The sequence below is a fragment of the Microbacterium capsulatum genome (assembly GCF_030865425.1).
GTDB classification, from domain to species: Bacteria; Actinomycetota; Actinomycetes; order Actinomycetales; family Microbacteriaceae; genus Microbacterium; species Microbacterium capsulatum.
In genome coordinates this window covers 278124-292105 of the sequence record NZ_JAVFCB010000001.1, presented here as the reverse complement: position 1 = coordinate 292105, position 13982 = coordinate 278124, and the positions used below count along the sequence as shown (strand labels likewise).

Annotated in this window: 11 protein-coding genes; 8 read left to right on the top strand and 3 right to left on the bottom strand. The window is 71.3% G+C overall.

Annotation, left to right across the window (positions count from 1 at the left end; genetic code table 11):
• Positions 1-46: 46 nt before the first annotated feature.
• Together RBR11_RS01390 and RBR11_RS01385 are read left to right on the top strand one after the other, a co-directional pair.
• Positions 47-2596, top strand: a complete 2550-nt coding sequence (locus RBR11_RS01390; protein WP_308487502.1) for a bifunctional lysylphosphatidylglycerol flippase/synthetase MprF — start codon at positions 47-49, stop codon at positions 2594-2596.
• 291 nt (positions 2597-2887) lie between these two features.
• On the top strand, positions 2888-3880 hold the full coding sequence (locus tag RBR11_RS01385) for a M23 family metallopeptidase (protein WP_308487501.1): 993 nt from the start codon (positions 2888-2890) through the stop codon (positions 3878-3880).
• A gap of 64 nt (positions 3881-3944) precedes the next feature.
• On the opposite strand, the gene lhgO is transcribed toward RBR11_RS01385, so the two are convergent.
• Positions 3945-5159 carry an L-2-hydroxyglutarate oxidase gene (lhgO, locus tag RBR11_RS01380; RefSeq protein ID WP_308487500.1) on the bottom strand — a complete coding sequence of 405 codons (1215 nt, stop codon included), beginning with the start codon at positions 5157-5159 and terminating at the stop codon, positions 3945-3947.
• A 200-nt stretch (positions 5160-5359) separates the two neighbouring features.
• On the opposite strand from lhgO, the gene RBR11_RS01375 reads away from it, so the two are divergent.
• A complete protein-coding gene (locus RBR11_RS01375; RefSeq protein WP_308487499.1) occupies positions 5360-6142 on the top strand; it encodes a G1 family glutamic endopeptidase in 783 nt (260 codons plus the stop codon).
• 33 nt (positions 6143-6175) lie between these two features.
• Here RBR11_RS01375 and RBR11_RS01370 read toward each other — a convergent pair whose 3' ends face one another.
• A complete protein-coding gene (locus RBR11_RS01370; protein WP_308487498.1) occupies positions 6176-6706 on the bottom strand; it encodes a hypothetical protein in 531 nt (176 codons plus the stop codon).
• 4 nt (positions 6707-6710) lie between these two features.
• Complete coding sequence (locus RBR11_RS01365; protein ID WP_308487497.1) at positions 6711-7121, bottom strand: DUF4383 domain-containing protein; 411 nt, start codon at positions 7119-7121, stop codon at positions 6711-6713.
• A gap of 90 nt (positions 7122-7211) precedes the next feature.
• Between RBR11_RS01365 and sigK the strand changes: the two genes are divergently transcribed.
• The 5 genes from sigK to RBR11_RS01340 all read left to right on the top strand — a co-directional run bounded on the left by sigK (position 7212) and on the right by RBR11_RS01340 (position 13953).
• A complete protein-coding gene (gene sigK, locus RBR11_RS01360; protein WP_308487785.1) occupies positions 7212-7802 on the top strand; it encodes an ECF RNA polymerase sigma factor SigK in 591 nt (196 codons plus the stop codon).
• Positions 7799-8560: an anti-sigma factor gene (locus RBR11_RS01355; protein ID WP_308487496.1), complete on the top strand. Its 762-nt coding sequence runs from the start codon at positions 7799-7801 to the stop codon at positions 8558-8560. The genes sigK and RBR11_RS01355 overlap by 4 nt, the downstream gene beginning before the upstream one ends.
• 159 nt (positions 8561-8719) lie before the next feature.
• Positions 8720-10525, top strand: a complete 1806-nt coding sequence (locus tag RBR11_RS01350; protein ID WP_308487495.1) for a bifunctional metallophosphatase/5'-nucleotidase — start codon at positions 8720-8722, stop codon at positions 10523-10525.
• Positions 10526-10663: 138 nt separating this feature from the next.
• Positions 10664-11044, top strand: coding sequence for an MmcQ/YjbR family DNA-binding protein (locus RBR11_RS01345; protein ID WP_308487494.1), 381 nt, complete (start codon positions 10664-10666; stop codon positions 11042-11044).
• An 86-nt stretch (positions 11045-11130) separates the two neighbouring features.
• On the top strand, positions 11131-13953 hold the full coding sequence (locus RBR11_RS01340; protein WP_308487493.1) for a serine/threonine-protein kinase: 2823 nt from the start codon (positions 11131-11133) through the stop codon (positions 13951-13953).
• Positions 13954-13982: the final 29 nt, after the last annotated feature.

The following is a 13982-nucleotide window of genomic DNA, read 5'->3' as shown; positions in this document are numbered from 1 at the left end:
GACGACGACCGCCCTCGACACCGTTCGCACGCAGAGAGAGCCGCAGATGACCAGCACCGATCCCGTCCCCGACTCGGCACCCGCGCAGCACGCCCCCGCCGATCCCGCCCCGCCGTCGATGCCTCGCCGCCTCCGAGCGGTCGCGGCCTATGCCAGGGCGAACCCGTTCAGCGTCGCCCTCGCCCTGATCACGCTCGCCGGCGGCCTCGTCTTCGGGACGTTCTGGGGCCGGTTCCCGCAGGAGCTCGCCGCGGGCCTGGTCACCACGGGCCGGCTCGCGTACGGGTGGACACCGGTCACCGCGCTCCTGCTCGTGGACTCGCTGATCAGCGGGATCCTGGTGATCCTGCTCACCCTGACCGTCGGCGCCTACGCCGAGCGGCGCCTCGGCACCGTGCGCGCGATCGTGCTCTTCCTGGTCACGGGCATCGTCGCGATCCTGCTCGGCGTCGGTCTGCAGGCGCTCCTGGTCGCCTGGGGGTCGGACTGGGCCGACCTGGCGAGCCTCGACCTGGTCCTGGACCCGTCCCTCGGGGTCGTGGGCATGATCATGGCGGCGAGCGCGCTGGCCCCGACCCTGTGGCAGCGCCGGATCCGCGTCATCGGCTTCACGCTGCTGCTCATGTTCGCGCTCTACGCGGGCGACAGCGACAGCGTCTTCCGTCTCATCTCCGGCGTGCTCGGCCTGCTGGCGGGTGCCGCCATCTCCCGCGGAGCCGTGCTCGCCGCGTGGCACCGCAGCTCCTTCCGCGAGGTCCGCACGATCGTGGCCGCGATCGTGGCCGCCACCGGCCTCGGCCCGATCATCGTGCTGATCTCCGGATCCGTCGCCGCTCCCCTCAGCGCGGTCGTCGCCGGATTCGCCCCGATCACCGAGACCGAGGTGCCGAAGTCCTGCAATGACGACTTCACCGCGGAGTGCCTGAAGCAGGCGGACGCGATCCTCACCGCGGGCCCCGGTCCGTTCCTGGTCAGCCTCGTCCCGCTGCTGCTGGCCCTCCTCGCAGCCTGGGGGCTGCGCCGCGGACGCCGGGCGGCGTGGATCCTCGCGATCGTCGTGAACGCCGCGATCGCGGTGCTGACCGGCGGCGTGCTCGGCGTGACCGAGCTGCTCCAGGCGAAGACCCGCGACCTGCTCCGCTTCGAGGAGGCCGTCGCGATCGTACTCGCGACCCTCGTCCCGCTCCTGGTCGTGATGCTGCTACTCCTGACCCGTCATCGCTTCCGGGTCAGGGCACCGCGCGGTGCGGCCCTGCAGTTCCTCGTCACGATCGCCGGCGCCTGGATCGTGCTGGCCGCCGCGTACGTCACGATCGGGCTCATGGACGGCGAGAACTACATGGACGGGCGCCCGACGATCGGCGGCCTGGTCGGCGACATCCTGCGCCCGTTCGTGCCCGCCGGCTTCCTGCCGCCCGTGACCGAGGAGGCGATCCCCGTCGACGGCGTCGCCCTGGTCGTGTACCAGTGGGTCGGCGTGCTGTTCTGGGCGGTGTTCATCCTCGCCACCGTGCGGCTGTACCGCGCGACGGGCGTCGAACGCGACGCCGACGCCGAGACGCGGTTCCGCGCCCTCCTCACCACCGGCGGCGGCGGCACGCTCGGATTCATGGGCACCTGGCCCGGCAACGGCTACTGGTTCACCCCGGACGGCGAGGGCGCCGTCGCCTACCGCGTCATCAACGGGATCGCGCTGACGATGTCGGATCCCGTCTGCGCCGCGGGCGCGGAACGGGAGACCATCGAGGGCTTCGTGCACCACTGCGAGTCGCAGGGGTGGTCCGCCTGCTTCTACAGTTTCCACGAGCGCTACCTGCCCATCTTCCAGTCGTTCGGCTGGCAGTACATGTCGGTCGGCGAGGAGACCGTGCTCGACCTGCCGGGGCTCGAGCTGACCGGCAAGGCCTGGCAGAAGGTGCGCCAGCCGCTCAACCGCGGCCAGCGCGAAGGCATCACGACGCTGTGGTCGACGTGGCACGACCTTCCCCCGAAGTACACGGCGCAGATCGTCGCGGTGAGCGAGGAGTGGGTCGCGAACAAGAAGCTCCCGGAGATGGGCTTCACCCTCGGCGGCACCGAGGAGCTGAAGGATCCGGACGTCGGCATCTTCCTCGCGATCAACCAGGAGGGCACGATCGAGGCGACGACGAGCTGGCTGCCGAGCTGGACCGACGGCCGGATCACCGGCTGGACGATCGACTTCATGCGCCGTGGCGACGGATCCATGCCCGGGATCATGGAGTTCGTCATCGCGTCGGCCGCGCTGCACATGAAGGAGCAGGGCGCCGAGGTGCTCAGCCTGTCGGGGGCGCCGCTCGCGACGAAACCCGGCGAGCGGCCCGCGGATCCCACGGTCATGGACCGCCTGCTGTCCTGGCTCGGCGAGATGCTGGAGCCGGCGTACGGGTTCACCTCCCTGTTCCGTTTCAAGAGCAAGTTCAACCCTCGCTACGAGACGATCTACATGGCGTACGCGGACCCGGCGCAGCTCGGCACGATCGGGATGGCGATCGGCAACGCGTACCTCCCTCAGGCGACGCCGAAGGAGTACCTCGCCCTCGTGCAGACGATCACGAACCGGGGCGACGCCCGCTGAGGGTCCGACGCGCCGCGACGCGGCGATCCGGGTGTTTCACAGGAAAGCCCCCGTACTATTACGGATCGATAACACTCTCCGCCGCCCGAGGAGCCGATCATCAGTTCGCGAACACCCGATACCGCGTCCATTGCTGCCCAGAATGCAGATCTCGTCCCCGCGACCCTCGCCGCTCCGTCGGCTCCGAGTCGCCGAGACCTGCGACGCGAACGGGAGCAGTTGAACGCGGAGACGGAGCTCGGCGGAGCTCGGACCACTCCTCTCGTCCTCGATGCGGCGAGCACTCCCGTGATGGTGGCAGCGCAGGCGGCGCTCCCCCTCGCGGTCGAGCCGGCCGCTCCCACGGTCGCGGATCTCCCCCTCTTCGCGGAGACGCCCCGGGTCGCAGAGGCCCCGGTCGTCCCCATGACCGAGACCCGGGTCCCGTCCTCGACCACCGAGGTCCCGACCACCGCGTCGACCGACGACTCGCACACCCGACCGGCGACGGCCCGGGGACGCGGTCGCACCCCGTCCAAGCGGCGTTCCACCGCGACCCGTCCGAACGCCCGCGCCCCCCGCCCGAACGCCGGGCAGCGCCGCGTCCTCGGCCGGGTCGGTCGCACGGGCGGCACGGTCCTCGCCATCACTGCACTGGTCTGCGGCACGACCCTGCCCGCCATGGCGCTGGTGAACGCGAACGGCGCGCACGCGTCCGCCACCAACGCGTCCGCGGACATCCGGGCCCAGTCCTTCACCGCGGGCAAGGGCATCCTCCCCGAGGTGCACGTCAACGGCACCTACACCGCGACCACCCCGACCGAGCTGCAGGCCATGCAGGCCGCGACGGCCGCCGCCCAGCGCACCGGCGTCGCCTCGATCGCGAAGCCCGGCCAGGTCATCTACCCCATGTCCGCCGGCTCCTACACGCTCACCGACGGGTTCGGCGCAGCGCGCACCGGTCGTACGCACATGGGCCAGGACTTCGCCGCCTCGATCGGCACCCCGATCTACGCCGCCGCCGACGGCTGCGTCTCGATGTCGCAGGACAGCTACGGCGGGTACGGCGTGACCGTGCAGCTCGAGCACCCGGCCCTGAGCGGCCGCCAGTCGGTCTCGACCCTCTACGGGCACATGGACTACGGCAGCCGCGCCGTCAAGGTCGGCGAGTGCGTCACGGCCGGTCAGTTCCTCGGCCGCGTCGGCAACACCGGCTACACCGTCGGCTCGTGCCTGCACTTCGAGGTGCACCTCAACGACTCGCCGATCGACCCGCTCTCCTGGCTCGAGGCGAACGTCTTCTGACTCGGACGCGCTCCATACGCGACAGGCCCCCGCTCCGGCGGGGGCTTTCGCGTGTCCGGGACGGCTATCCGGCCAGGCCGTGCCGCGCGCTCACCGCGTCGACGATGTGCTCGGCGATCGCCATCGACGACGTCGCGCCCGGTGACGGCGCATTGCGGACGTGGGTGACCCGCCCGTCGTGTGCGATGGCGAAGTCGTCGACGAGCCGTCCGGAGGCGTCCATCGCCTGCGCGCGGATGCCGCGGGTGAGCCTGGTCGCCTGCGCACCCTCGAGCGCGGGCACGTACTTCTGCGCCTCCCGGAGGAAGAACCGCTTCGACAGCACCGTGCGCGCCTCGCGGACCGCGCTCGGGGCGTTGTGCGCCGCGAACCGCCAGAACGCGCCGCTGCCCAGGGCCTCGCCGAGATCCCGCAGGTCCAGGCCGAGGCCGCGGTACCCCTCGCGGGAGAGCGACAGGAACGCGTTCGGGCCGACGGTCGTCTCGCCGTCGAAGCGCCTGGTCAGGTGCACGCCGAGGAACGGGTACATCGGATCCGGCACCGGATACACGAGCCCGGACAGCACGTCGCGATAGGCGGGCTCGAGCAGGAAGTACTGCCCGAAGAACGGCACGACCTCGGGATCGCGCGCGCCGCCCGAGCGCCGGGCGATCCGGTCGGACTGGGCACCGGCGCAGACGACGACCTGATCGGCGCGCACCTCGCCCAGGGAGGTGTGGAGCACGACGCCGTCGGAGCGGTCCTCGAGACGGTGCACCTCGCAGCCGAACCGGATCCGCCCCCCATCGGCGACCACGTCATCGATCAGCGCCGCGGTGATGGCCGCGTAGTCGACGATCGCGGTGCTCGGCGAGTGCAGGGCGGCGATGCCCGTCGCGTGGGGCTCGATCTCCCGGATCTCCTCGGCGCCGATCATCCTGGCGCCGGGAACGCCGTTCGCGACCGCGCGGTCGAAGATGTCCTCCAGGCGCCGCTCCTCGGCGTCGTCGAGCGCGACGACGAGCTTGCCGCACTCGATGTACGGCAGCTCCTTCTCCGCGCAGAGGGCGCGGATGAGCCCGACGCCGCGCCGGCACAGCCGCGCCTTCAGGCCGCCGGGCTCGTAGTAGAGCCCGGCGTGCACGACGCCGGAGTTGTGCCCCGTCTGGTGCTGCGCGACCCGCAGCTCCTTCTCCAGGACGACCACCTCGGCGTCCGGGAAGCGCCGGGACAGCTCGCGGGCGGTCGCGGCGCCGATGATCCCTGCGCCGACGACCGCGAAGGTTCGTTTCGCCGTCACGGTCCCATTCTGGCCCGCGCCGGGTCGGCACCGATGCGCGGGCCGGGTCACGCGATCGATGCCGCCTCGCCACGCGCCGAAACTTTTGATGTTGCTGAGCGTCCCGGCGGCTCACGGTCGAAGGAAATTAGACTGACGTCGCGATCGCCGCATCGGGCGGGCGGTCACCCCCAGGGACGAGGTGGACCATGCTCCGGCGCATGACGGCAACCCTTTCAGCCTCCCTCATCGCCGCGGCGGTGCTGTGGCCTGTCGCCGCCGATGCGCGGACGACGCCGTCCGATCCCGGGGCGGACGTGCCGACGGTCGCGCACAAGCCCCGCATCCCGCACGGCGGCGACCTGCCGGGCAATGCGGGGTGGGCGTCGACCAACTGGTCCGGCTACGCCGAGACGGGCTCGAACTTCACCTCCATCACCGGTCGATGGACGGTGCCCGCCGTCTCCCCGACGCGCGGTTCGTCGTATTCGTCGAACTGGATCGGGATCGACGGGTACAACAACTCGAACCTGATCCAGACGGGGACCGAGTCCGACTACGTGAACGGCACCGCGTACTACGCGGCGTGGTGGGAGATCCTCCCGGCGAACGAGACCCGGATCTCCATGCCGGTCAATCCGGGCGACGTGATGACCGCGTCGATCGCGCAGACGTCCGGCACCACGTGGACGATCACGATCGCGGACACCACGACCACGCAGTCGTTCACCACGACGCAGACCTACACGGGGCCGCGGACGTCGGCGGAATGGATCGAGGAGGCGCCGACCGTCAACAACAAGGTCGCGCAGCTGGCGCACTTCGGGCCCACGGCGTTCGATCCCGGGACGGTCGACGGGCACTCTGCGAACCTCGTCCCGTCCGAGGCGGGCGTCATGATCCAGAACCGGCGTCAGGTGTCCACGCCGTCGGTGCCGGATGTCGACGGCGACGGCTTCGGTGTGGCCTACGGCCCGACCGCTCCGGCCGCACCGGCGAGCTGACCCCCGTCCCTTCCGCGGGGACGGGCGACCGTGTCAGTGGTGTGCGTGCGGATCGGTGAGCCGAAGGTCCACCGCCAGGTCGTGACCGTGCCCGGCGCCGTGCAGCCCCGCATCGGTGAACGCGAGCCCTGGCGTGACGAGGGCGGCGACGAGGACGGCGCACACGGCCATCCCCGCCGCGCGTGAGCGGGAGGATCGGGCGGATTCCTCCCCGCCGGCCGCGCCACTCCCCTGCGCCATCCGGGCGCGCGCCGCGATCGATCCGCCGGTGATCGCAAGCGCGGAGCCGGCGGCGACGGCGAGCGGTGAGGCTCCCGCGCCCAGCGCTCCGGCTCCCAGCGCGACGGCGATGATCGCCGCGACGGCGGCGCCCCGCCGGAGGACGATCCGGCCGGCACGGAGCACGGCCGCTCCCCAGCCGAGCTCCGCGGCGCCGAGCGCGAGCGTCCCCGCGAGCACCACGACGGCCGGCCATCCGTGCCTCCCTCCGACCACGGATGCGCCGACCGCCAGGTGGATCAGACCCGCTCCCCAGGCGAACAGAGCGGGCCAGGTGCGGATCATGGTGTCAGGCCATCGCCCCGCGCGGCGCCTGCCGCTCGACCCCGAGCCCGACCGCGAGCAGCAGCAGGGCGCTCGCAAGGTGCAGGAAATGGTCGACCGTGTTCAGCGCCAGGATGTTGGCCGCGGTGCCCACCAGGAAGAACCCGGCGATGCCCAGCAGCAGGTAGGCCGCCCCGACGACGGTGTTGACCCCCTTCGCGGCCCTGGTCGAGAGGAGTCCCGCGATCAGCAGCGCGGCGCCGATCAGCAGGTGCGCCACGTTGTGCAGCGGGTTGACCATGAAGATCCCGAGCAGCATCCCGCCCTGGGTGGCCAGGAAGGAGACTCCTCCGGTGACGGCGAAGCCGAGGGCTCCGACCGCGATGTAGACGGCGCCGAAGATGACGGCGACCAGTCGGTTCGGTGACGAACTCATTGTTCCTCCTCGAGTGCGGCCGAGTGCCGCTTCCCCACTTCTTCGGAGCCCGGCGCGGATCGGATGGGACGGATGCGGCATGCTGGAGGCATGGTCATCGACGGCGCCGAGGTCGGGGAGCACGACGATGCTCCGATCGACCACGTCGCCGTCGCCCTCGCCCGCATCGCGGACGGCGACGAGGCCGCCTTCGCGCGGCTCTACGACACGCTCTCCCCCCGCGTCTTCGCCCTGATCGTCCGCGTGCTCGTCGATCGGGCGCAGAGCGAGGAGGTGCTGCAGGAGGTGTTCCTGGAGATCTGGCAAACCGCGAGCCGCTTCGCTCCGAAGAAGGGACAGGGGCGGACGTGGGTCCTCACGATCGCGCATCGTCGCGCGATCGACCGGGTGCGGTCGGCGCAGGCGAGCAGCGACCGCGACGCGAGGGCGGGCCGGCGGGAGCTGGCCGCACACGCCGCGGGGACGGACGAGGTGGTGGAGTCGAGGATCGAGGCGGAGCGGGTCGCCGCCGCGCTCTCGCGGCTCCCGGACGCGCAGCGCGAGGCGCTGACGCTCGCCTACTACGGCGGCTACACGCAGACCGAGATCTCCGCGCTCACCCGGGCGCCGCTCGGAACGGTCAAGACACGGATGCGGGACGGCCTGAGCAGGCTGCGGCAGGAGCTGGAGGGGGCGCGATGAACGAGACCGAGTTCGCCAAGCTCTCCGCCGGCCACGCGCTCGGCGCGCTGAGCGCCGCGGACGAGCACGCGTTCGACGCCGCGCGCGCCGGCCGTCCCGACCGGGAGCGCCTGGTCGCGGAGGATCTCGCCGCGGCCGCCCGGCTCGGCGAGGTGGGTGAGCTGACTCCACCGGCTCGGGTCCGCGACGACCTGCTGCGCCGCATCGCCGACACGCCGCAGACGGCCGCAGGGGTCGAAGGTCCGGCCACGGCGCCCGCAGCCGCAGACGTCGTCCGGCCGACGGCGCGACCGGCGCACGTCCGCCGCCGCCGGCGCGCCTGGTACGCACTGGCCGCGGCGATCGTGATCCTCGCCGCGGTCGCGATCGGCTCGACGGTCGTGCCGCAGCTGCTCCGGCCGCCGGCGGTCGTCGCACTCGAGACGATCGAGGCCGCCCCCGACGCGCAGAAGGCCACGGCAGCGGTCTCCGGCGGCTCCCCGGCGACGCTGCACTGGGCCGTGTCGACCGGCAAGGCGGTGCTCGTCGCCGAGCGGCTGCCCGCGATCCCCGCCGACCGCACGTTCGAGCTCTGGTACCTCCGCGACGGCAGGCCGATCGCCGCCGGCACCTTCACCGCCTCGACCGGCACGACGACCGCGCTCCTGCGTCCGGGGATGCGACCGGGCGACGTGATCGCCGTCACCGTCGAGGACAGCGGCGGGTCGGCCTCGGGCGCCCCGACCACGCAGCCGATCGTGGCGATCCCGACGAACTGACGGAAGCGGCGACGGCGGCGAGCCGAACGTTCACCTCGCGGTGGTTGCCACCGATATCCCGGCATGATTTCATCGGACCTCATGACAGATGAAACACATCTCCACCGCCATGCCGACGCCCCGGAACCCCGGTGGTGCTCGTGCGCCGTCCCCGACGACGTGGACCTCCAGCGACGCTCCGGCCTGAACCGACGAGGTTTCCTCACCGGCGTCACCGCGGCCGGCGCCCTCGCCGCGGCCGGCTGGGTCGCGATCCCCGAGCAGGCGTCGGCCGCCGTCGGCGGCGTCGGGAAGTCCGTCACGATCACGGTCATGGGCACGTCCGACATCCACTCGCACGCGGTCAACTGGGACTACTACAAGGACGCCGCCTACGCCGACAAGGCCGGCAACGTCGTGGGCCTGGCCCGGGTGTCGAGCGTCGTGAACCAGATCCGAGCGGACCGCGGACGCGAGCGTACCCTGCTCTTCGACGCGGGCGACACGATCCAGGGCACCCCGCTGGGCTTCTACTACGCGACGGTCGACCCGATCACGAAGAGCGGCGCGATCCACCCGATGGCGGCGCAGATGAACGCGATCGGCTACGACGCCGTCGCGCTCGGCAACCACGAGTTCAACTACGGCCTCGACTTCCTCGACGCGTGGATCGCGCAGATGACGGCGCCGGTGCTGGGGGCGAACGCCGTCCGCGCCGGGACCACCGTCCCCGCCTACACGCCGTACACCATCAAGACGCTCCACATCCCCGGGTACAAGCCGATCCGCGTCGGCGTGCTCGGCCTGACCAACCCCGGCATCGTGATCTGGGACAAGGTCCACGTGAGCGGCAAGGTCGAGGTGCTCGACATCGTCGAGACCGCGAGGCGCTGGGTGCCGGTCATCCGCGACCAGGGCGTCGACGTGCTCGTCGTGAGCGTGCACTCGGGCGACAGCGGCACGTCCTCCTACGGCGACGCGCTGCCGAACGAGAACGCCGCCGGCCTCCTCGCGGAGCAGGTGCCCGGAATCGACGCGATCCTGTTCGGCCACGCCCACAAGGACATCCCGCAGCGCTTCGTCACGAACACGCAGACCGGGCAGCAGGTCGTGCTCAGCGAGCCGATGTGCTGGGGTCAGCGCCTCAGCGTGTTCGACATCGAGCTGCAGCAGGTCAGGGGCCAGTGGACCGTCGTCTCCAAGAAGGCGACGAACGTGAACACGAACACCGTGCAGGACGATCCGGCCCTCGTCGCCCTCGTGCAGGCGCAGCACGACGCCGTCGTCGGGTACGTGAACAAGCCGGTCGCGACGTCGACCGAGGAGCTCTCGGCGGCCGAGTCGTGCTGGAAGGACACCGCGATCCTCGACTACATCAACAAGGTGCAGGTCGACACGGTCGCGAAGGCCATCGCCGGGACCGCCGAGGCGGCCCTGCCGATCGTGTCGATCGCCGCGCCGTTCAACCCCCAGGCGACCTTCCCGGCAGGCGAGGTGACGATCCGCGACGTCGCCGGGCTCTACATCTACGACAACACCCTCCTGGCCTCCGTGCTCACCGGCGCGCAGATCAAGGACTACCTGGAGTACTCGGCGAAGTACTTCCAGCAGGTCCCGCCGTCCGCTCCGGTGGATCCGGCCGGCTGGACCAACGCGATGAGCACGCCCGACTACAACTACGACCAGTTCTCCGGTGTGACGTACGACGTGGACATCTCGCAGCCGCAGGGCTCTCGGATCCTGAACCTGTCGTGGCAGGGGGCTCCGGTCGATCCGACGCAGCGGTTCGTCGTCGCGGTGAACAACTACCGCCAGTCGGGCGGCGGCGGCTTCCCGCACATCGCCACCGCACCGGTCGTCTACAACGCGCAGGTCGCGATCCGCGAGGCGATCGTCGCGTACGCGTCGGCGGCGGGCGTCATCGATCCGAAGGACTTCCACGTCGTGAACTGGCGGCTGGTGCGCGCGGGCGTCCCCGTGTTCTGAGCCGCCGTCCCGCTCCTCGCCGACCGGACGAGACCCGTCCGGTGGCTCGGGCCGGCCGTGCCGGACGACGGATCCGGCGACCGGCCCGGGCCGATGCGGGATGATGAAGATCCCGTATCCGGAGACGAGGAGCAGAGCATGGGCGACGACATCGTGCAGGGCTGGGCGGCCGCCCGGGCCGAGGAACTCCCGGAGGCCGACGTCGACCAGCCGTTCGGGCCGGAGGTCGACGTTTTCCGGGTGCGCGGGAAGATGTTCATGGCGCTCTCGCGTTCGACGGGCGAGCCGATCGTGACGCTCAAGGCATCCCCGCCCGACGCCGAGGCCTTGCGCTCGTCCTTCCCCGCGATCATCCCGGGCTATCACATGAACAAGAAGCACTGGGTGACGCTCCGCTCGGACGGTTCCCTCCCGCAGGATCTCGTCGAGGAGCTCGTGACCGAGGCCTACCGCCTCGTGGTCGCATCGCTGCCGAAAGCCCAGCGCCCCGTCGATCCGGAGGTCTTCGGGCGGATCTGATCCGCAGCGCCGGATGTATCAGGGCGACCTGTCCTCGCTCTTTGTCATCGCTGAGTCCCAGCGCGACGAGAGTCAGGGTGGTCACGATGAACGAGCTGTTCCGCTTCCTGGTCATGCGTCCGGCGGATCTGCCGGCCGACACCGACGTGCACACGCTCAGCGCGCATGCCGTCGACACGGGCGCCGGCGCGCCCGCACTCCGGCGTTCGGCGAAGGCGTTCCTGCAGTCCGACGCCGTGGTGCGATCCGTCACCGACGACCCGCTCGGCGTCGCCGCCCGGGCCGTCGCCGCTGCCCTGGGGGCCGACCCCAGGAGCAATGCCGACGCCGCGGCCGCGATCCAGTCCGCGACGGGAAGCTCCGCGACGTCCCTCGCGACCGGATCCGGGTTCACCCCGTACCGGCAGCGGGTCGAGGACACGCTGATCGCCGCGAAAGCCCTCTCCGACTCGTCCGGGACCGACGCCCGCGCCCTGGCGCTGGTCGCACAGGGCCTCGACGCGATCGCACGGACCGCGGCCGGCGACGCGGAGATCGCCCTGCGCCCGCTCGTCATGCCCGTCGCCCTGCCGACGCCCGACGGCACCCGCCCGACCCCGGAACCGCCGTCCACCGGCCAGGGCGGCACTGAGCCGCCGCCCGACGAGACCAGGACGCGCGCCGAGATCGACCGGCTCGACCGGGCGATCGCCGCGCTCAAGGGCGTCCCGGCCACGGGCTTCGCCGCCGAGACCCGCGTGATCCCGTCCCGCCCGCAGGCGCGCCCGGCCCGCGCGACGGCCGACACCGCGGAGCGTGCGCGCGCGACCACGTCCCGGACCGGCGGCGAGAGCTCCGGATCCATCACCCCGCGGATCCCGTGGGCGCTCGACGCCGCGGCGATCCAGGGGCTGCCGGCGACGGTCCGCAGCACCCTGCGCGCGCTCGCGCTGGATGTCGCCAACACGCCGCTGCCGGTCATGCTGCGGACTCTCGACGACCAGCGCGGGGCGCTCCTGGCGACTCTGAAGGTGCCGATCTCCGAGGTGGCCGCCGTGTCGCTCGTGGGCAGCGCGCTCGTGCAGGCCTCCGGGGCCGCCGACCTCGTCGGCTCCCCCGCCGCCGGCATGCCGACCGGTCACGGATCCATCCGTCCTGTCGGCGTCGGCGACCTGCTGCTCGTGAAGGAGCACGTCCTGCGATACGAGGGCGGCGAGCTCGCGCACGTGGAGAACGTGCTGAAGTCCGAGCACCTCGACCGGGAGACCCGGCGCCTGGAGCGCACCGAGACCACGATCCTCACCGAGCAGGAGACGACCAAGGAGGAGGAGCGCGACACGCAGTCGACCGACCGCTTCTCGCTGAGCCGCGAGACCAGCTCGACGATCAAGGACGACACCCAGTTCAAGGCCGGGCTGTCGGTCGACGCGAAGTACGGCCCGTTCGTCGAGGTCAAGGCGAACGCCGACTTCGCCACGAACCACTCCTCGGAGGAGTCCACGAAGCAGGCGTCCGAGTTCAGCAAGGACGTCGTCGCCCGGTCCGTCAGCAAGGTCGTCGACCGGGTGCTCGAGCGCCGCACCACCACGACGCTGGAGGAGTTCGAGGAGACGTACTCGCACGGCTTCGACAACAGCGCGGGCACGGGCAACATCTCCGGCGTCTACCAGTGGGTCGACAAGGTGCTGCAGGCGCAGGTCTACAACTACGGCAAGCGCATGCTCTTCGACGTCACGCTGCCCGAGCCGGGCACAGCCTTCATCGTCGCGCAGACCAAGGGCAAGCTCGAGGGGCAGACCTTCACGGCGCCGGTGCCGTTCACGCTCACCCCGACGCAGGTCACCGAGGGCAACTACGCGTTCTGGGCGCACCAGTACGACGTCACCGGGATCGAGGCGCCGCCGCCGCCGGTCAAGACGTTCAGCAAGGCGTTCGACGGCACGGTCCCGCAGGATCCGTACGAGTTCAGCAAGTCGGCGGACATCGCGATCGACGACGGCTACCAGGCGAAGTACGCCCTGTGGACGGCGGCATGGAACGTCTACGGCGGCGCGGAGTGGTACCTGCTCATCGGAAACAACGCGCTCGACGTCTTCACCGACGCGACCTACATCGACATGGCCGGGGAGGTCGGATCCGTGTCGGTCGCGACCTTCGGCTGGAAGCTGCGCGACTTCGCCGCGACCGTGGAGATCTTCTGCGAACGCACCGCCCGCGCGATGACCGCCTGGCAGCTGAAGACGCACGCGGCACTCACCCAGGGCTACCTCGCGAAGCAGCAGGCCTACCAGTCGCAGCTGGACGAGGCGGCCGCCGCGGCGGGGGTCGTGATCTCCGGCCAGAACCCGATGTGGAACTCCCGGATCGTGACGACAGAGCTGCGCAAGCAGTGCCTCACGCTGCTGACGGCGCAGCAGTTCGACGCGTTCGGCGCGCTCGAGACCTCCGCCGAGGGGTACCCGCAGCCGGCCCTGGCGCGCAGCGAGCAGCAGATGCCGTACGTGCGCTTCTTCGAGCAGGCCTTCGAGTGGGAGCACATCGTCTACTTCTTCTACCCGTACTTCTGGGGATGGAAGCCGGCCTGGTCGCACCGGATGCTGCTCGACGACGTCGACACCGAGTTCGCCGACTTCCTCCGCGCCGGTGCGGGTCGGGTCGTGTTCCCGGTCCGGCCCGGCTTCGAGGCCGCGGTCGTGCACTACCTGGAGACCGGGGAGATCTGGAACGGCGGCCCGGCACCGGACATCTCGAGCTCGCTCTACGTGCCGATCGTCAAGGAGATCCAGGAGGCCACCGGAGCCCCCGGCGACGAGGTGCCCGTGGGAGACCCGTGGCTCGTCCGGCTCCCGACGACGCTGGCCAAGCTGCGGCCGGACGACGCGCTGCCGACCTGGACCAAGGTCGGCGAGGAGTGGCAGCCGTCCAACTGAGGCCGTCCCATCCGGGGAACGGACGCACG